General features: G+C 72.1%; 18 protein-coding genes and 1 tRNA gene. 10 read left to right on the forward strand and 9 right to left on the reverse strand.

Going from position 1 to position 18,276, the window contains the following annotated elements:
* Window positions 1-67: 67 nt before the first annotated feature.
* Both M1D46_RS15070 and M1D46_RS15075 read right to left on the reverse strand, forming a co-directional pair.
* Window positions 68-265 (reverse strand): hypothetical protein, encoded by a 198-nt coding sequence (locus tag M1D46_RS15070; protein WP_421075460.1) that lies wholly within the window; start codon window positions 263-265, stop codon window positions 68-70.
* On the reverse strand, window positions 265-3,954 hold the full coding sequence (locus tag M1D46_RS15075; RefSeq protein WP_456287178.1) for an AAA family ATPase: 3,690 nt from the start codon (window positions 3,952-3,954) through the stop codon (window positions 265-267). Before M1D46_RS15075 ends, M1D46_RS15070 begins: the two co-directional genes overlap by 1 nt.
* A 168-nt stretch (window positions 3,955-4,122) precedes the next feature.
* On the opposite strand from M1D46_RS15075, the gene M1D46_RS15080 reads away from it, so the two are divergent.
* The gene (locus tag M1D46_RS15080; protein WP_456285964.1) at window positions 4,123-4,635 is read left to right on the forward strand and encodes a methylated-DNA--[protein]-cysteine S-methyltransferase; all 513 of its coding nucleotides are present in this window, start codon (window positions 4,123-4,125) and stop codon (window positions 4,633-4,635) included.
* Window positions 4,636-4,717: 82 nt separating this feature from the next.
* Here the strand turns inward: M1D46_RS15080 and M1D46_RS15085 are convergent, their stop codons facing one another.
* Together M1D46_RS15085 and M1D46_RS15090 are read right to left on the reverse strand one after the other, a co-directional pair.
* Window positions 4,718-6,325: a solute symporter family protein gene (locus tag M1D46_RS15085; RefSeq protein ID WP_456285965.1), complete on the reverse strand. Its 1,608-nt coding sequence runs from the start codon at window positions 6,323-6,325 to the stop codon at window positions 4,718-4,720.
* Complete coding sequence (locus M1D46_RS15090) at window positions 6,322-6,672, reverse strand: DUF485 domain-containing protein (protein ID WP_456285966.1); 351 nt, start codon at window positions 6,670-6,672, stop codon at window positions 6,322-6,324. Before M1D46_RS15090 ends, M1D46_RS15085 begins: the two co-directional genes overlap by 4 nt.
* Before the next feature lie 133 nt (window positions 6,673-6,805).
* Here M1D46_RS15090 and M1D46_RS15095 point away from each other — a divergent pair, with 133 nt between their 5' ends.
* The 4 genes from M1D46_RS15095 (at window position 6,806) to M1D46_RS15110 (ending at window position 8,649) form a co-directional block, all read left to right on the forward strand.
* Window positions 6,806-7,672 carry a LuxR C-terminal-related transcriptional regulator gene (locus tag M1D46_RS15095; protein ID WP_282979390.1) on the forward strand — a complete coding sequence of 289 codons (867 nt, stop codon included), beginning with the start codon at window positions 6,806-6,808 and terminating at the stop codon, window positions 7,670-7,672.
* Window positions 7,673-7,732: 60 nt separating this feature from the next.
* Window positions 7,733-8,086, forward strand: coding sequence for a histone-like nucleoid-structuring protein Lsr2 (locus M1D46_RS15100; protein WP_456285967.1), 354 nt, complete (start codon window positions 7,733-7,735; stop codon window positions 8,084-8,086).
* A 132-nt stretch (window positions 8,087-8,218) separates the two neighbouring features.
* Window positions 8,219-8,500 carry a Fe-S cluster assembly protein HesB gene (locus M1D46_RS15105; RefSeq protein WP_456285968.1) on the forward strand — a complete coding sequence of 94 codons (282 nt, stop codon included), beginning with the start codon at window positions 8,219-8,221 and terminating at the stop codon, window positions 8,498-8,500.
* A gap of 76 nt (window positions 8,501-8,576) precedes the next feature.
* Window positions 8,577-8,649, forward strand: a tRNA-Arg gene (locus M1D46_RS15110).
* Window positions 8,650-8,654: 5 nt separating this feature from the next.
* Here M1D46_RS15110 and M1D46_RS15115 read toward each other — a convergent pair.
* The 3 genes from M1D46_RS15115 to M1D46_RS15125 all read right to left on the reverse strand — a co-directional run bounded on the left by M1D46_RS15115 (window position 8,655) and on the right by M1D46_RS15125 (window position 11,339).
* A complete protein-coding gene (locus M1D46_RS15115; protein WP_324014145.1) occupies window positions 8,655-9,152 on the reverse strand; it encodes an HNH endonuclease in 498 nt (165 codons plus the stop codon).
* A 366-nt stretch (window positions 9,153-9,518) separates the two neighbouring features.
* The gene (locus M1D46_RS15120) at window positions 9,519-10,439 is read right to left on the reverse strand and encodes a M23 family metallopeptidase (protein ID WP_271173554.1); all 921 of its coding nucleotides are present in this window, start codon (window positions 10,437-10,439) and stop codon (window positions 9,519-9,521) included.
* A 198-nt stretch (window positions 10,440-10,637) separates the two neighbouring features.
* Complete coding sequence (locus tag M1D46_RS15125) at window positions 10,638-11,339, reverse strand: metal-dependent transcriptional regulator (protein ID WP_271173555.1); 702 nt, start codon at window positions 11,337-11,339, stop codon at window positions 10,638-10,640.
* Between the two features lie 98 nt (window positions 11,340-11,437).
* Between M1D46_RS15125 and serC the strand changes: the two genes are divergently transcribed.
* The gene (serC, locus tag M1D46_RS15130; protein WP_456285969.1) at window positions 11,438-12,547 is read left to right on the forward strand and encodes a phosphoserine transaminase; all 1,110 of its coding nucleotides are present in this window, start codon (window positions 11,438-11,440) and stop codon (window positions 12,545-12,547) included.
* A gap of 62 nt (window positions 12,548-12,609) precedes the next feature.
* On the opposite strand, the gene M1D46_RS15135 is transcribed toward serC, so the two are convergent.
* Together M1D46_RS15135 and M1D46_RS15140 are read right to left on the reverse strand one after the other, a co-directional pair.
* Complete coding sequence (locus M1D46_RS15135) at window positions 12,610-13,311, reverse strand: DUF3027 domain-containing protein (RefSeq protein ID WP_456285970.1); 702 nt, start codon at window positions 13,309-13,311, stop codon at window positions 12,610-12,612.
* A complete protein-coding gene (locus tag M1D46_RS15140) occupies window positions 13,304-13,687 on the reverse strand; it encodes a cold-shock protein (RefSeq protein ID WP_271173558.1) in 384 nt (127 codons plus the stop codon). The genes M1D46_RS15135 and M1D46_RS15140 overlap by 8 nt, the downstream gene beginning before the upstream one ends.
* 96 nt (window positions 13,688-13,783) lie before the next feature.
* Here M1D46_RS15140 and M1D46_RS15145 point away from each other — a divergent pair, with 96 nt between their 5' ends.
* The 4 genes from M1D46_RS15145 to M1D46_RS15160 all read left to right on the forward strand — a co-directional run bounded on the left by M1D46_RS15145 (window position 13,784) and on the right by M1D46_RS15160 (window position 18,216).
* Window positions 13,784-14,050, forward strand: a complete 267-nt coding sequence (locus M1D46_RS15145) for a multidrug ABC transporter ATPase (RefSeq protein WP_271173559.1) — start codon at window positions 13,784-13,786, stop codon at window positions 14,048-14,050.
* 4 nt (window positions 14,051-14,054) lie between these two features.
* On the forward strand, window positions 14,055-15,746 hold the full coding sequence (locus tag M1D46_RS15150; RefSeq protein WP_456285971.1) for a helicase-associated domain-containing protein: 1,692 nt from the start codon (window positions 14,055-14,057) through the stop codon (window positions 15,744-15,746).
* Between the two features lie 49 nt (window positions 15,747-15,795).
* Window positions 15,796-17,439 (forward strand): DNA repair helicase XPB, encoded by a 1,644-nt coding sequence (locus M1D46_RS15155; RefSeq protein ID WP_456285972.1) that lies wholly within the window; start codon window positions 15,796-15,798, stop codon window positions 17,437-17,439.
* An 81-nt stretch (window positions 17,440-17,520) separates the two neighbouring features.
* Complete coding sequence (locus M1D46_RS15160) at window positions 17,521-18,216, forward strand: response regulator transcription factor (RefSeq protein WP_271173562.1); 696 nt, start codon at window positions 17,521-17,523, stop codon at window positions 18,214-18,216.
* The last annotated feature ends 60 nt before the right edge of the window (window positions 18,217-18,276 follow it).

The following is an 18,276-nucleotide window of genomic DNA, read 5'->3' on the forward strand; positions in this document are numbered from 1 at the left end:
CGCACATGACGAAGGGCGCCTCCCGTTCGGGAGGCGCCCTTCTCCGTCTGAGGGGCGGATGGCCGCGTCACCAGTGCGGCGGACGATCCCTCCGCAGCCGCTCGTCGTTCGGGCCCTTCTCCCCCGCGGCGGGGCGAGCGCCCGCGTCCGCGCCCCGCAGGGTCGCCTCCGCATCCGCGTCGGCGAGCGTGCCCTCCACGCGCGTGAGGCGGGCTCGACGCGCGCCGGCGACGCGCTCGACCCGCTGACGAGGCTCGTCCGACATCAGAAGGCGAGCGGCTCGGTGTCCGGGTCGACGCGGGGCGTGTCGGCGGAGACGCCCAGCACGGCCGCGATGCGCTCGGCGACCGCGGCAGGGTCGCTGTAGAGGTCGAAGGCGTGCACGCGGACGTAGTGCCAGCCGAGCCGCCGCAGGGCGTGCGGGCGCAGCCGGAGCGACTCGCGCAGCGACGCGTCCTGCGATTCGGGGTCGCTCTCCACGACGACGGCCTTGCCGCTGCGCTGCGCGACGAGCGGGAGCATCCCGTGGTAGTCCACGTCGACGGCGACGCCCAGTCGGCGCAGCTCGCGCGCGAGCACGCGCGTGAGCGGATCCGCGTCGTCCTCGCGCCGCGCCTCGCGGCCTCGCCCGTCGATGCTCGCGAGGATGCCCATGAGGATGGCCGCGCCGTGCTCGAGGCGGCCGTCGTCGGCCGCGGGGCGGATCGACGACACGATCACCATCGAGCGCCGCGCGCGGGTCATGCCGACGGTCAGGAGCCTCTCGCCGTCCGGCGTGGAGAGGTCGCCGAAGTCGCTCAGCACGCGGCCGTGCTTGGTCACGCCGTACCCGAGCGAGAAGATCACGCGGTCGCGGCTCTCGGCGACCGACTCCTCGAGCGTGAGCACCGTGAGCGGCTCGGTCGTGTCGCGCGCGACGAAGTCCGCGACATCCGAGCGGCCCGCGAACGCGGTCGTCACGGCGGAGCGGATGCGCTCGGCGTGCCGACGGCTCGCGGTGATCACCATGAGCGACTCGTGCGGGCGGTTCACGGCGTGCTCGACGACGAGCGTCACGACGCGCTGGACCTCGGCATCGGGGCTCTCGACGGCGCCGCTCTCCGGGTCGGGCGCGCCGTAGCCGCCCTCGACGTAGTCGACCGACAGGCTGCCGCGGCCGAGATACGACCCGGCCCAGGGCAGCGACACGATCTCGCCGCCGTAGAACGCGTCGTTCACGAGCTCGGCGAGGTCCTCGCCGCCCGCCCGGTAGCTGCGGGTCAGGGTCTCGACCGGAAGCACGTCGGCGAGGCGCTCGAATGCACTGGCCTGCTCGCCGCCCGCGGGAGGGCTCTCGAGCACCGCGACGGAGAAGGGCAGGGGCCGCTGCGTCACAGGATCGCCGAAGGCAACGACCTGCCGTGCGCGGCGGATGGCCGGGGCCGCCTCCGCGAGGCCGATCGCCCCGGAGTCGGCGATGAGCACGACGTCGAAGCCCGGCGCGTCGGGGATGAGGGGCACGTCGTAGGGCGACGCGATCCAGACCGGCGCGATGACGCGCGACAGGGTCGGCGCGATCGATGCGAGCGCCTCGGCGCTCACGTCGCCGCGCGTGAGGGAGCGCTTGAGGGCCTCCGCCTCGCCCGGCTCGTCGACGATGCCGATCTTCCACTGCGTCGCGAGCTGCCAGGCGAGCAGCGGGCCGGATGCCGCGGCGTGCGCCTCGTCGACGAGGCGGAAGTCGCGCTCGAGCCGGTCGACGACCGATGTGTTGGCGCCGAGCAGCGCGCGGTCGCTCTGCAGCAGGTGCTCGAGGGCCGACTGCCACCACGCGAACTCGAGCTCCTCGCCCACGCGCTCCTCGTCGACATGGCGGACCGACAGCTCGGTCAGGAGCGGCTCGAGGCCGAGGCGCGACAGCTCGGCGCGCAGCTCGGCGCGCTCGACGATGTTGTCGAAGACGTCGGAGTCGGCGGCGAGCCCGGCGAGCGTGCGCACGAGACGCTCCACGGGCATCGATGCGAGCCGCGTCCCGCGCCCGAGGGCCGCGTCGAGCTCGCTCAGCTCGGCCTCCACGCGCTGCCACTCGACCTGCACGTCGGCGAGTCCGAGCGGCAGCTCGGGGATCGTCCCGACGTCGACGAGCTGCTGCCACTGCTGACGCTGGTGCTGGATCCGGGACAGCGCAGCGTGCATGTCGGTCACGTGCACGCCGGGGCGCAGGTACTCCTTCGAGAGGCGCTTGAGGCGCCGGCGCTGCGCGCCGGGCAGGCCCGACTCGCGTCGCGGTCCGAAGGCCTTGATCATGTCGCCGAGCGGGCGCTCGAACACCGACGGCGTGAACCGGTCGAGCGAGTCGCGGATCCCGTGCAGGAGCCGCAGGTACTCCCCCAGCTCGTCGATCGTCGTGAACGGGCGCATCCGCGTCTGCGAGATGAGCTCGTATCCGCGCTCGAGGAGGTTCGGCACGCTCGTGCGGTGCAGCTTGCCGGCCATCCGATGCGCCGCACGGGCGTCGTCGGTCGACGAGAAGGAGACGCCGTACCACGGCGAGTCGTCGGGGCCCACGCGGAACTCGCCCAGGCGCGCGGCGAGCGCCAGGGTCGATGCGGCCTTCGAGCGGTCGCCCGCGAGCTGCTCGAGGGCCCGGATGCCGAGGCGGGCGGATGTCGACGGCGGGGTCGGCAGGGCCGCGAGCCGCGTGAGGGTGCGCGTCGCCTCGAGCACCGAGATGCCGAGCCCGTCGTGCACGCGCGTGAGCGCGTGGCGGTAGTCGCGCAGCACCGAGCGGAGGCGCACGAGGGCGTCGTCGATGTCGGAGACCTTGGGCTGCGTCGCCTTCTCGTTGCGGCCGATCGCGCGGATGAGGTCGCGCCGCAGGTCGGTCGGCGACACCGCGAGGGCGTCGAGCCCGATGCCCGCGAGACGATGGCGGATGCCCTCGAGGGTCGAGCGGCGCGCGCTCACGACGAGGACCCGCTTGCCGTCGCGCACGAGCGCGCCCACGGCGTTGATGATCGTCTGCGTGCCGCCCGTGCCGGGCAGGGTGTGCACCGCGAGAGACTGTCCGGCCGTGATGCGCGCCAGCACGCGCTCCTGCTCGGCATCCGCATCGAGCAGGAGCATGTCGGATGCCGGCGCGCGCTCGTCGGGGTGCGGCACGGCGGGTGCCGGGCGCTGGGCGCCCAGGGCAGCGAGGTCGTCGGGGTGGCCGGCGAGCGCGTTCAGGACCGGATGGTCGAGCTCGCGCATGTCGCGCGCCATGACCTCGCCGACCTCCGCGAACGTCGAGACGATGAGCCGCGGCTTGACGCTGAAGGTGTCGACGTGCGCGACGAGGCCGCGCAGCCGGTCGATCACGGGCTGGGGCTTGAACACGCCCTCGTCGTAGGCGAGCTCGGCGAGCGCGTCGCCGTCGATGTCGATCCCGAAGTGGTCCTGCGCGATGCGGACGAGCTCGGGGTTCACGGCGAAGCGGCCGTGGAGCTTCAGCTCGAAGTCGGAGTGATGGCGGCGGATGGCGAGCGGGCGCAGGAGGACCGGCGCGACGAACTCCTCGTCGCCGACGCGCCACGTCGCGAGGCCGACCGCGAGGCGCACGGCGTCGATGCCGCGCACGGTGCGCAGCTCGAGGTTCTTCGCCGTGATCCGCTCCGCGGCCAGGCGGGCGGTGCGCAGCGCGACCTCGTCGCGGAAGAGGTTCGACAGCAGCGTCGACCGTCCCGTGATGAACTGCGGGAGGCTGCCGGGGTGCGCCTTCGTGATCTCGATGCCCGACTCGGGCGCCGGCCGATAGCGCAGGAGCGGCGACCGTCCGCCGAGCGCCCCGGCGAGAGACCGCAGCTGCTCCCGTTCGGAGGACGCGACATGCGCGACCGACACGTCGGGGTCGGCGACGCGGAGGTCCGCGGGCGTCACGGGCACGAGCCTCGTGGTCTCCACGGCGTCGTCTTCAGCGGGCAGCACACCAGTCAGGGTAGGCGGACGCGCCTCAAAGTCACCCGCGTGCCGCGGAGTTTCGCCGGATTACCCGGGCGCACGGCCCCTGCGACGCCGTCTGCACAGGCCCTCTCCATCGGCGCGTCGGCTCCCGGCCGCGCCGCGCGAGCGCCGCACGGCCGTCCGCCCCTTCAGGATGGACGCATGACCTACCGGTACGCGATCCTCCCCACGCCCGTCGGCGACGCGGTCTCGGCGTTCTCCGACGAGGGCCTCGTCGCGCTGCGTCTCGCCGACGAGCCCGAGTGGGCGCTCGAGTCCGTCTCCCGCGAGCTGCGCGGCGCCCTCCTTCCCGACGACGGCTCGGACGCCGCCGAGGAGCTCGCCGCGCAGCTCGAGGGCTACTTCGCGGGCGAGCGCCGGCGCTTCGACCTCGCGCTGGACTGGCGCCTCGCGACGGGCTTCACGCGAGAGGCCCTCGAGGCGGTGCGCGAGATCCCCTACGGCACCACGGCGAGCTACGGCGAGGTCGCCGCCATGGCGGGGCGCCCGCGCGCCGCCCGCGCGGTCGGCACGGCCTGCCGCACGACGCCCTACTCGCTGATCGTCCCGGTGCACCGGGTCATCCGCGCCGACGGCACGATCGGCGGCTACGGCGGCGACATCGAGCTGAAGCGCCACCTCATCGAGCTCGAGCAGGACGCGCTCGGCGCCTGAGGCCATCCGCCCGCCGCACACGGGAGCGCCGACCCGCGAGTAGGCCGCGGGTCGGCGCTCCTTCCGCCTCAGTGAACGCCGCTCAGTGCTCGACCGCCTTCTCGGCGCCGAACCCGGTGAGCGAGCGCACCTCCATCTCGGCCGCGAGACGCGGGTCCTCCGCCGAGCGCGAGGTCAGCGAGCCGATCCACCCGAGGAGGAACCCGACCGGGATCGAGACGATCCCCGGGTTGCTCAAGGGCCAGATCGCGAAGTCGGCGGCGGGGAACACGCTCGTCTCGGTGCCCGAGAACACGGGCGAGAAGATGATGAGCACCAGGGCCGTGCCGAGGCCGCCGTACATGCTCCACACCGCGCCGCGCGTCGTGAAGCCGCGCCAGAACAGCGAGTAGAGGATCGTCGGCAGGTTCGCCGACGCCGCGACCGCGAACGCGAGCGCCACGAGGAACGCCACGTTCTGCCCCTGCACGCCGATGCCGCCGACGATCGCCAGCGCGCCGATCACGAGCACCGTGATGCGGGCGACCCGCACCTCGCCGTCGCCCTCCACGCGCCCGTTCTTGATGACGTTCGCGTAGATGTCGTGGGCGAACGAGGTCGCGGCCGTGATCGTGAGGCCCGCGACGACCGCGAGGATCGTCGCGAACGCGACCGCGGAGATGAACCCCATCAGCACGGGGCCCCCGAGCGCCTGCGCGAGCAGCGGAGCGGCCGAGTTCACGCCGCCCGGCGCGGCCGCGATCGTCTCCGCGCCCACGAGCGCTCCCGCGCCGTAGCCGAGCACGAGCGTGAGCAGGTAGAACAGCCCGATGAGCCAGATCGCCCACACGACCGAGCGACGCGCCTCTTTCGCCGTCGGCACCGTGTAGAAGCGCATGAGCACGTGCGGCAGGCCGGCCGTGCCGAGCACGAGCGCCATCCCGAGCGACAGGAAGTCGAGCGGCTTCGCGCCGTACTGGAGGCCGGGCGCGAGGATGGCCTCGCCGGCCGACGCGTTCGCGACCGCGGCGCCGAGAAGGCCGTTGAAGTCGAACCCGTGCTGCGCGAGCACCCAGATCGCCATCGCGATGGCGCCGCCGATGAGGAGGAAGGCCTTCACGATCTGCACCCAGGTCGTGCCCTTCATCCCGCCGATGAGCACGTAGACGACCATGAGGACGCCCACGACCGCGATGACCACCGACTGGCCGACGCGGTCGCCGACCCCGAGCAGAAGCGACACGAGGCCGCCCGCTCCCGACATCTGCGCGAGGAGGTAGAACAGGCACACCGCGAGGGTCGTGATCGCCGCGGCCATCCGCACGGGACGCTGCCGCAGGCGGAACGACAGCACGTCGGCCATCGTGAACTTGCCCGTGTTGCGCATGAGCTCGGCGACGAGCAGCAGCGCGACGAGCCACGCCACGAGGAAGCCGATCGAGTACAGGAACCCGTCGTACCCGTTCAGGGCGATCGCGCCGACGATGCCGAGGAACGACGCGGCGGAGAGGTAGTCCCCCGCGATCGCGAACCCGTTCTGCGGCCCGCTGAACGAGCGCCCGCCGGCGTAGAAGTCCGCCGCGGTCCTGTTGTTGCGACTCGCCCTGATGACGATGAACAGCGTGACCGCGACGAAGGCGCCGAACACGCTGATATTGAGGATCGGGTTGTTCTCCATCTGCGCGGGCGCCGCTGCCATCCATGCGCTCATGCGCCGGCCGCCTTCCGCTCGAGTTCAGACCGGATCTCGGCGGAGATCGGGTCGAGTCGGCGATTCGCGAAGGCCACGTATCCCATCGTGATCGCGAATGTCGTGACGAATTGGCCCAATCCGAAGAGCAGGCCGACGGTGATATCTCCCCACACCCTCTGCCCCATGAACTCGGGGAAGAAGCCCGCGAGGACGACGTAGAGGAAATACCAGACGAGGAAGAATGCCGCCAGCGGGAAGATGAAGCTCCGCTGGGTGCGCTTCAGCTCGCGGAAACGCGATGAATCCTCCACCGCCGCATAGTCGATCGACGTCGTCGGGGCGACGCCGCCCGGAGAGTCAGTCATGAGGCCTCCTTGCCGCATGGTCCCTGCCGCACTGCGTGTTCGCAGAGCCGGTGTTCCGGCACCTCGCCGGTGATATCTTCGACGCTACGGAAAGCGACAGAGCGGTCGTCACCCCCGAAAGTAGGTATCCCCGGTGCAGACAGTGTTGCCGTCTCGCGGAGCCGATGAGCAGCGGCTCGTCGCGGGCGCCGTCGACGAGCTCGCTCGCCGCACGCGCTTCCCGGTCGCGTTCGGCGGACTCCTGGAGGACGGCCGCGTCGCGATGTCGGCCTTCCACGGCACGCGGACGTCGGCGCTCGACGGGCTCGCGGTGCGCCCCGAGCGCGGCCTCGGCGGCCGCGCCATCATGGAGCTGCGCCCCCGCTTCGCGAGCGACTACCGCACGGCGAAGCAGATCACGCACGACTACGACCCGTACATCCTCGGCGAGGGCATCGGCACCCTCCTCGCCGTGCCCGTCATCGTCCAGGGGCGCGCACGAGGCGTGCTCTACGGCGCCGCCTGGGGCCAGTGGAACGTCGGCGGGGTCGCCGCGGCTCCCGCCGTCGAGGTCGCCGACCGGCTCGCGAGCCAGATCGCCGCGCTCGACGCGTCGCGGCGGCGACGGGAGGCGGCGGCGGAGTCGTCGGCCGTGCTCCCGCCCGCGCATCAGGAGGAGCTGCGGGAGACCTACGCCGAGCTGCGGCGCATCGCGGCCGCCGTCGACGACGGCGCCATCCGATCCCGTCTCGAGGAGGTCGAGCGTCGGCTCGCCGCGCTCTCCGGCGTGGCCGTGTCGGCACCGCGTCCGGCGGCCGAGCCGACCGTGCACCTCTCGCCGCGCGAGGTCGACGTGCTCGCCTGCGCTGCTCTCGGTGCGACGAATGCCGAGATCGCCGCTCAGCTGGGTCTTCGCGAGGGAACCGTGAAGGCCTATCTCGGCGCCGCGATGTCGAAACTCGACGCCTCGACGCGTTTGGCCGCGGTCGCGAAAGCGCGTCGCGCCGGTATTCTGCCCTGATATCCCCGGGCAGACGCGAATTGTGCTCGAATTGGCGCCTTCTGACGCTACATTCGAGATATGGCCCGAAAGATCATCCACCAGCTTGTTGACGACCTCGACGACACCGTTCTCGAGCCCGGAGAAGGCGAGACCGTCCTCTTCGCCCTTGACGGAAAGAGCTACGAGATCGACCTCTCCGCCGACAACGCGGCGGAATTCCGCGCGCAGTTCGAGCGCTACATCTCGGCCGGCCGCCGCGTCGGAAGCGGATCCGGCTCGACGAATTCGAGCGCATCGCGCGCGACCCGTCGGCGCTCCGGCCAGACCGATTACGGACCGGTTCGCGCGTGGGCGAAGGAGAACGGCTATTCCGTCTCCGAGCGCGGGCGCGTCCCCGCTGCCGTGCTCGAGGCCTACGAAGCGGCTCACTGAGCCCGCACGTCACGGCGCCGATTCGCCGGATGCACATGTGCATCCCGTGTGAATCGGCGCCGTGTCGCGTCCGGGGGTTGCATCCCGGCGGCGTTCTCGGAATCGTGGCTGGCCCGACGGAAGGAGAGCCGAATGCTCACACTCACCGAGAACGCCCAGACCGCCGTCCGAACGATCGTCGACCAGTCGCCGGATCCCGCCACCGCGGGCCTGCGCATCGACGGCTCGAGCTCTTCCCCGCAGGGGTACACGCTCACGCTCGCGCCCTCGCCCGAGGCCGCCGACGCCGTGGTGGAGAGCGGCCCGGTTCGCGTCTTCCTCCCCCAGGAGGCGGCCGTCGAGCTCGACGACAAGGTGCTCGACGCCGAGGTGACGCCCGACGGCGTGCGCTTCGCGCTGGCCGTCCAGGTCTGAGAGCGTCGCACGGCGCCGCCCGGGATTCCCGGGCGGCGCCGTGTCCTGTCCGCACTGCCGATAAGCTGGTGCGGACGCCCCCGTAGCTCAGTGGATAGAGCGTCGGTTTCCTAAACCGTGCGTCGCTGGTTCGAGTCCAGTCGGGGGCACCGTCTCACGCCGCGAGTGCGAGGTACGGCTCCCAGCGCGGATCCGCGCGCTCGGCCCCGCGCACCGTCCAGGACGTGCTGCGCGGCGCCCCAGGCGCGAAGCGGAGCTCCCAGCCCATCTCCTGCGGAGTCCGGTCGCTCTTGATGTTGTTGCACCGCAGGCAGCATGCCACGAGGTTCTCCCACGTGTCCCGTCCCCCGCGCGAGCGCGGGAGGATGTGGTCGATCGTCGAGGCCGAGGCTCCGCAGTACCCGCAGCGGAAGCCGTCCCTGCGCAGCACGCCGCGACGCGTCACCGGCGTCCGGCGCGCCGTGGGCACGCGCACGTAGCGGGTGAGGACGATGACGGCGGGCCGGTCGAACACCGATCTCGTGCCCCACACGGGCTCCCCCTCGACGTGCTCGATGACGGTCGCCTTCTCGTTCATGACGAGGACGAGGGCTCTCTTGAACGAGACGACCGCGAGGGGCTCGTATCCCGCATTCAGCACCAGTGTTCGCATACTCGATCCCTTCGATACGACCCGGACGGCTTCCGGGCATTCGAACTGCGACCGCTCCGATCGGCGGCGGGCGTGCGCGGGCACGAAAAAGGGCGCTGTCTCATGGACAGCGCCCTGGAGAGACCGCGGCTGCTCCGCGGCCCGTGTGCACACGATGCCGGAGGACGTAACGCCCGAGCGCATCCGTGGTGCGGATGCGAGGTATTCGTTCCATCGGCTCCCTCCGCCTCTCTCGGCGACAGGGTCAGGCTAGCGCACCCCGGGCGTGTCGAGGGCGAAGAGCGGGTGAACAGCCGGGGATTCCGTGGCCGGATGCGACAGAGCGCCCGGCACGCGACGTGCCGGGCGCTCTCTCGCGGGATCCGATCAGATCGGCAGGTAGCTCATCGGGTCGACGATCGCGCCGTTGATGCGGTACTCGATGTGGAGGTGGTTCGCCGTGGAGCGGCCGGTCGAGCCGACGTAGCCGATCAGCTGGCCCGCCTCGACGGTCTGCCCGACCTCGACCTGGCGGGTTCCGTAGGTCATGTGGCCGTAGAGGCTCGAGGTGCCGTCGCCGTGGTCGATCGCGACGGTGACGCCCCAGCCGCCGAGCGCCTCCTGCGAGGTGATGACGGTGCCGGACTTCACGGCGTAGATCGGGGTCATCGCGGGCGCGACCATGTCGGTGCCCTCGTGGCCCGACCCGACCGAGCGGCTCACGTAGTAGGTGCCAGCGGGCAGCGGGCAGATGCCGCCGTCGCTCACGACCGGGGGCTCGTACGTCTGCGGCTGCTGCTGCGGCTGCTGCGGCGCGGTCTGCGCCTGCTGCTCCTGCTGCTGGGCCTGCTGCTCGCGCTGCTGCTGGGCGAGGAGCTCGGCCTGCTCACGGGCGCGCTCGGCGGCCTCCGCCGCCGCGGCGGCCGCCTTGGCCTCCTCGATCTCCTCCGGCGTCGTCGCGGAGTACGCCGCGCCGCTCAGCGGGGCGGTCTCGACCGCGGCGTCCACCGCGATCGACTGGGCCTCGCGCTCGGCGGCGTCCTGCATCGAGACGGTCTCGGGCGCCGGCTGCGTCGCCGCGTACGCGGGGATGGCGACGCCGGCGAGCAGGGCGAGGACGGCGGCGATCGTGCCCGCGGCGCGGACCGGCTTCACCTGGGGGGCGCCGGCACGGCGGGCGGCCCGCTCCATGCGCCGGACGTCGCTGCGCGGCATGACGACGATTCCTCGCGTCACGGGCTGCACGGCCTTCGTCGGGGTCGTCGCGTCGGCGTCGGGGGCGCCCGCGGACGTGGGGTTCTCAGCCAAGTTGTCTCCTCCGTCGCCTCGCGCCAGGGAGCGCCGACTCGTCAGAACTGGTCGGGGCACAGTCTCACTCCGTCAGAACGACGAGCCGGGGAGGCGATTTCTCACGGAGCGCCCGGGGCTCGGAGCCGCCGGGTATCGCTCAACGGTAACGGAAGATAACGGAAATGTCACGCTCCCCGTCGGGCTCCCAGCCGAGCGTCAGCCGCGATCGTCGACGAGGAAGATGTGCGACGCGATCTCCACGGGCAGCTCGAGCGCGTCCTGCGCGCCGGCGATCTGGACCAGCACGTACCCCTCGCTGTAGCGGAAGTCGCCGTGCGCACCCGGCACGACCCCGGCGTCGCGCAGCTGCTGCAGGAGCTCGGGGTCGACCTGGGCCGACTCGGCGAGCCGCCGGACCGTGCCGGACACGGGCCCGCCGTTCTCGTCGAGGCGGCGCACGAGGCCGACCACCCCCTGATCGGCCCGCTCGACGGAGAACTCCCCGAGCTGCTCGAGCCCGGGGATCGGGTTGCCGTACGGCGACTCGGTCGGGTAGCCGAGCAGCTCGACGAGGCGGCGCTCGACCTGCTCGCTCATGACGTGCTCCCACCGGCACGCCTCGTCGTGGACGTAGGCCCAGTCGAGGCCGATCACGTCCGACAGGAGGCGCTCCGCGAGGCGGTGCTTGCGCATCACCTCGACGGCCTTGGCCCTGCCCTCGTCGGTGAGCTGCAGACGGCGATCCTCGGCGACGACGACGAGGCCGTCGCGCTCCATGCGGGCGACGGTCTGCGAGACGGTCGGGCCCGAGTGGCCGAGGCGCTCGGAGATGCGCGCGCGCAGGGGGATGATCTCCTCCTCCTCGAGGTCGAGGATGGTGCGGAGGTACATCTCCGTGGTGTCGATCAGGTCGGTCATCGATCCTCCGTCTGCGTCGAAGGCAATCCTAACCGGGAGCACGGACCCCGGGCGCTGGCCGCCGTGGCCGCCCGCGCACGCGCCGTAGGATGAGCAGCATGACGCTCACGATCCCCGCCGATCTCCTTCCCTCCGACGGCCGGTTCGGCTGCGGCCCCTCGAAGGTGCGTCCCGAGCAGGTCGCCGCCCTCGCCGAGGCGGGATCGTCGCTCCTCGGGACGTCGCACCGCCAGGCGCCGGTGAAGAACCTCGTCGCGAGCGTGCGCGAGCGCCTCGCGCAGCTGCTCCGCCTGCCCGACGGCTACGAGATCGTCACGGGCAACGGCGGCTCGACCGCGTTCTGGGACGCGGCCGCGTTCGGGCTCATCGAGCGCCGCGCGCAGAACCTCGTGTTCGGCGAGTTCGGCGGGAAGTTCGCGAAGGCGGCCGCCGCACCGTGGCTCGAGGCCCCCGACGTCCGCAAGGCGGAGCCGGGCACGCGCGCCGAGTCCGAGCCGGTCGAGGGCGTCGACGTCTACGCCTGGCCGCACAACGAGACGTCCACGGGCGTGGCCGCACCGATCCGGCGCGTGTCCGGCGACGTGGGTGCGCTCACCGTGATCGACGCGACGAGCGCCGCCGGCGGCATCGACTTCGATGTCGCCGAGACCGACGTGTACTACTTCGCGCCGCAGAAGAACCTCGGCTCGGACGGCGGGCTGTGGTTCGCCGCGATGTCGCCCGCGGCGATCGAGCGCATCGAGCGCCTGCACGCGTCCGACCGCTACATCCCGGAGTTCCTCAGCCTCTGGAATGCGGTCGACAACTCGCGCAAGGAGCAGACGCTCAACACCCCGGCCCTCGCGACGCTCCATCTCCTCGACAGCCAGCTGGGCTGGATCCTGGAGAACGGCGGCCTTGAGTGGGCCGCGGCCCGCACGGCGGAGTCGTCGCAGGCGCTGTACACGTGGGCCGAGGCGTCGTCCTCGGCGACCCCGTTCGTCGCCGACCCCGCGCACCGCTCCCCCGTCGTCGTGACGATCGACTTCGACGAGGCGGTCGACGCGGCGGCGGTCGCCAAGACGCTGCGCGCCAACGGGATCGTCGACACCGAGCCGTACCGCAAGCTCGGCCGCAACCAGCTCCGGGTCGCGACGTTCGTCTCGATCGAGCCCGAGGACGTCCGCCAGCTCACGCGCGCGATCGACTTCGTTCTCGAGAACAGCTGATCCGTCACCGCAGACAGGAGGAGCCCCGGCCGGTCGGCCGGGGCTCCTCCTGTCTCACGCGGTCAGTCCTCCGCGTCGTCGTCATCCCACGCGTCGTCGTCCTCGTCCGCGTCGTCGTCCGCGCTGCGCGCCTCGTCGTCGTCCTCGTCGTAGTCCTCGTCGGACTCGGCCGCATCGTCGTCATCGGCCGCATCGTCGTCGCCCGCGTCGAGCTCGTCGATGTCGACGCCGTCGACGTCCCCCGCGTGCAGGATCGGCGAGCCGTCCTCGTCGAAGTCGTCCTCGTCCTGGTCGAACTCGTCGCCCTCGGGCGCGAAGTCCTCGCCCTCATCGGACTCGTCGGCCGCCGCGGCCTCGGCCGCCGCGCTCTGCGCCGCCTTGTACTCCTCGAGGCGCACCGACCACGGCACCCACTCGGGCGCGAGCAGCGCTCCGTCGCCCGGCAGCAGCTCCGCCTCGAGCACGGTCGGCTCGGCGTCCTCGACGACCGCGAGGGAGACGGTCCAGTGCCATCCCGGATAGCCGCTCAGGCGGTTCTCGAAGCGCAGCGAGACGACGCCGTCGCCCTCGACGGTGTAGCCCGCCGGCTCGCCGATGGTCTGCGCGGGCGTGATCTCCCGCAGCGCGGCGAGCGCGAGATCCCGAGCCTCGAGCAGGCGAGGGTCGGGCTCGACGGGCGCGGTCTCGACGGAGGCGTCCTCGCGGGGCGCCTCGGAATCCGCGAGCGCCTCCGCGTCCGCCGCAGGCTCGGGAGCCTCAGACATCGAGCTCGTCCGCGACCTTGCGCAGCACGGCCGCGACCTTGCGCGCGTGCGACGACGAGGGGTAGCGGCCGCGACGCAGGTCGCCGCCGATGTCGTCGAGGAGCTTCACGAGGTCCTCGACGATGACGGCCATGTCGTCTGCCTTCTTGCGCGACGCCTTCGCGAGGCTCGGCGGAGCCTCGAGCACCCGCACCGAGAGCGCCTGCGGCCCCTTGCGGCCGTCGGCGATCCCGAACTCGAGCCGCGTCCCGGCCTTCACGACCGCGCCCGCGGGGAGCGCGCTCGCGTGCAGGAACACGTCGTCCTGTCCGTCGTCCGACGTGATGAAGCCGAAGCCCTTGTCCTCGTCGTAGAACCTGACCTTGCCGGTGGGCATGTGAACCTCGCTGATACCGCTGGAACGTAGAGAGAGGGATCGATCGATCCCTCCCCGCCATCCTAGTCCGGCAGACGTACGACTATCCTGGTCAGGATGAGTGATCAGCCCAGCGCGCAGCCCGCGGTCCGCCGCGTCGACCGCATCCTCGCGTTCATGTCCCTGGGGATCGTCGTGCTGTCGATCGGCTGCTTCCTCGCCGTGATCATCGCGACCGCCTCAGGGGTCACCGACTTCAGCGGCGGCGCGTGGCCGGTCGTGTTCCTCGTGCAGATGATCGGGCCCGTGATCGCCTTCCTCCTGCTCCTCACGCTGCTCGTCATGAGCTTCGTGCGAAGGGGTCGCGCCTCGCGCCGGAGCTGAGCGGATGAGCGGCGCGGACGCACGGGTGCTGGCGGAGCGGCTGGCCGCGATGTCCGACGCGCGGCTCGGCTCGCTCCTCGCGGCCCGCCGGGTCTCCGCCCACGTCGGCTGGCGCGACTTCTTCGACGCCGCCGACGCGCTGCTCGCCCCCGAGTCGTTGACGACGGCGCTGCGTCAGCTCCCGCGCGACGTGCTCGCCGACCTCGCCAGCGGCCGTCCGATCGCCGACGAGGGCATCGCGTCCTCGCTCGTCGACGGATCCGGGTCGCCGCTGCCGTCGGTCCGTCGCGCGCTCGACGGCGTGGACCTCGCGCCTGCCCGCCACGACGCCCCTCAGCCCGCCGACGAGTCGGCCGCGGCTCGGGCGGCGGAGCGCGCCTTCACGACCCTCGGGGCGCTCGCTGACGTGCTCGTCGCGGCGCTCGCGACTCCGCTGTCGCGCGTCGGCGGCGGGTCGGTCGGCGCGTCCGACCGGCGCCGGCTCGTGCAGGACGAGGTCGTGCGCGACGCCGAGGAGCTCGACGACCTCGTCGCGCTCGCCGAGGCGGCCGGCCTCGTGCGTCCGGTGGATCGCGCCTGGCTCGTGGCCGTTGCCGGCGAGGACTGGACGCGCGAGCCCACGCGTCGTCGCTGGGAGATCCTCGCGACGGGATGGCGCGACGCGCTGCCCGCAGGTCTGCGCACCCGCGAGGGCGGCTGGGTGCCGCCGTCGACGTGGGTCGACGCCTATCCGCTCGACCCGGCCTGGCCCGAGCGGGCGGCCTCGGCCCTGCGTCTGGCGGCTCTGCTCGGCCTCATCGCGCCCGACGGCACGGAGACCCCGTGGGCGACGCCGTTCCGGGCGGGCGGCGCCGCCGACGCCGGCCCCCTCGCAGAGCTCCTCCCCGGTGAGGTCGACCGCGTCTTCCTGCAGAACGACCTCACCGCGATCTCCCCCGGACCGCTCGTGCCCGCGCTCGACATGCGCCTGCGCGCGATGACCGTCCGCGAGTCGCACGCGCAGGCCTCGACCTACCGCTTCACCGAGGCGTCGCTCTCGTCGGCGATCGCGGGCGGCGAGACGGCCGAGGCCATCCGCTCGTTCCTCTCCGAGCTCTCGCTCACCGGCATCCCGCAGCCGCTCGACTACCTGCTCACCCGGACCGCCGAGCGGCACGGCCTCGTGCGGGTCTCGGTCGAGCCGGGCAGCGGCCACACGATCGTGTCGAGCCGCGACCACCATCTCGTCGAGACCATCGGCGTCGACCAGGCGCTGCGCCCGCTGGGCCTCGTGCGCGAGGGCGCGCTGCTGCGGACGCGCGCTGCACGGCAGACCGTCTACTGGGCGCTCGCCGACGCGCGCTATCCCGTCGTCGCGATCGACGACGACGGCCGCACCGTCGCGCTGCACCGCCGCCGACTCGCCCCCGCTGCCGAGGAGGATGCTCCCGAGGAGCGGTACCGGGCCGTCATCGACCGGCTGCGCGCTTCTCACGGCGAGGATGCGGAGGCCGCGTGGCGCGAGCGCGAGCTCGACGCCGCCGTCCGCGCGAAGGCCGTCATCGTCGTCGAGGTCGCGATGCCCGACGGGACGACGCGCGAGCTGACGCTCGAGGCGTCGGGGATCGGCGGAGGACGGCTGCGCGGCCTCGACCGGGCGGCCGACGTCGAGCGCACCCTCCCGGTCTCGCTCATCCGCTCGGTCCGCACCGCGTGACGCACCGCCCCGGCCCCACGGCGGCGACCCGCCGGTAGACTGGACAGCTATGTCCGACGGCCCCCTCATCGTCCAGAGCGACCGCACGGTGCTGCTCGAGGTCGCGCACCCCGACGCGGAGGCCGCGCGCCACGAGCTCGCGGTGTTCGCCGAGCTCGAGCGGGCGCCCGAGCACATCCACACGTACCGCGTGACCCGGCTGGGCCTGTGGAACGCGCGCGCGGCAGGGCACACCGCCGACGACATGCTGCAGACCCTCGACCGATGGTCCCGGTTCCCCGTCCCGCCCTCGGTGTCGACGGACATCCGCGAGACCGTGAACCGATACGGGCGCCTCGTGATCGACCGCGACGACGAGGGCCGCCTGCGCCTCGTCTCCCAGGACGAGGCGGTGATCACCGAGGTCTCGCGCAACAAGCGCATCCAGCCGCTGCTCGTCGAGCACCCGACGCCCGACTCCTACATCGTCGACGCGTGGGCGCGCGGGCACATCAAGCAGGAGCTGCTGAAGATCGGATGGCCCGCGGAGGACCGCGCGGGCTACACGCCGGGCACGCCCCACCCCATCGCCCTCGCCGAGGACGGGTGGGCGCTGCGCCCCTACCAGCGGCTCGCGGTCGACACCTTCCGCGAGGACGGCTCCGGCGTCGTCGTGCTGCCGTGCGGCGCCGGGAAGACCCTCGTCGGAGCGGGGGCGATGGCGGCGACCGGGACGACGACCCTCATCCTCGTGACGAACACGGTGTCGGCGCGCCAGTGGCGCGACGAGCTGCTGCGGCGCACGACGCTCACGCCCGAGGAGATCGGCGAGTACTCGGGGCAGTCCAAGGAGATCAAGCCGGTCACGATCGCGACGTACCAGATCCTCACGTCGAAGCGGAAGGGCGAGTACGCGCATCTCTCGCTCCTCGACGCCCTCGACTGGGGGCTGATCGTGTACGACGAGGTGCACCTGCTGCCCGCGCCCGTCTTCAAGCTCACCGCCGACCTGCAGGCGCGCCGACGGCTCGGGCTCACCGCGACGCTCGTGCGCGAGGACGGCAGGGAGGGCGACGTCTTCAGCCTCATCGGGCCCAAGCGGTTCGACGCGCCGTGGAAGGAGATCGAGGCGCAGGGCTACATCTCCCCCGCGGCCTGCTACGAGGTGCGGATCGACCTGCCCGCGTCGGAGCGCCTCGAGTACGCGGCCGCGGCCGACGACGAGCGCTACCGGCTGGCGGCGACGGCGCCCGCGAAGATCGACGCCGTGCGGCGCATCCTCGCGCACCACCCCGACGAGCAGGTGCTCGTGATCGGCCAGTACCTCGACCAGCTCGACGAGCTCTCCGAGGCGCTCGACGCGCCGAAGATCACGGGCGCCACGCCCGTGGACGAGCGCGAGCGGCTGTTCTCGGCGTTCCGGGAGGGGTCGCTGAAGCTGCTCGTCGTGTCGAAGGTCGCGAACTTCTCCGTCGACCTGCCCGAGGCGTCGGTCGCGATCCAGGTGTCGGGGTCGTTCGGCTCCCGACAGGAGGAGGCCCAGCGCCTGGGACGCCTCCTGCGTCCGAAGCAGACCGACCACACGGCGAGCTTCTACACGCTCATCGCGCGCGACACGGTGGATCAGGACTTCGCGCAGAACCGTCAGCGGTTCCTCGCCGAGCAGGGCTACAGCTACACGATCCTCGACGCCGAGCGGCTCGCCGCCGCGTAGCGTTCGCGCTCGGCGCACGGATTCCGGGCCCGACGCGCGGATTTCCAGCCCGCGCTTACCCGGCACCGACATAATGGGGTCATGACCGCACCGCGCATCCTGGTCGTCGACGACGAGCCGAACATCCGCGACCTGCTCTCGCAGAGCCTGCGATTCGCCGGATTCCAGGTTCGGACCGTGTCCAACGGAGCCCAGACCATCTCGGCCGTGCTGGAGGAGGAGCCCGATCTCATCGTGCTCGACGTCATGCTCCCCGACATGAACGGGTTCAGCGTCACCAAGCGCCTGCGCGACGCCGGATACACCGCCCCGATCATCTTCCTCACCGCCAAGGACGAGACCGAGGACAAGATCAAGGGCCTCAACGTCGGCGGCGACGACTACGTCACGAAGCCGTTCAGCCTCGACGAGATCGTCGCGCGCATCCAGGCCGTCCTGCGCCGCACGATGCAGAACGACGAGGAGGAGTCGGTCATCCGCGCGGGCGAGCTCACGATGGACCAGGACACGCACGACGTCTACGTCGGCGACGAGCAGATCGACCTGAGCCCGACGGAGTTCAAGCTCCTCCGCTACCTCATGCTCAACCCGAACCGCGTGCTGTCGAAGGCGCAGATCCTCGACCACGTGTGGGAGTACGACTTCAACGGCGACGCGGGCATCGTCGAGAGCTACATCTCGTACCTGCGCCGCAAGATCGACCCGCACACCGCGGAGTCGCTCATCCAGACCAAGCGCGGCTTCGGCTACATGCTGAAGGTCGACAAGGTCTCCTGACAGTCGGCGGGCGCGCCCCGCCTCGCGGAAAGGCCCTGCCCTGGCACGCAAGCACGACGC

The sequence above is a fragment of the Microbacterium sp. JZ70 genome (assembly GCF_053903225.1).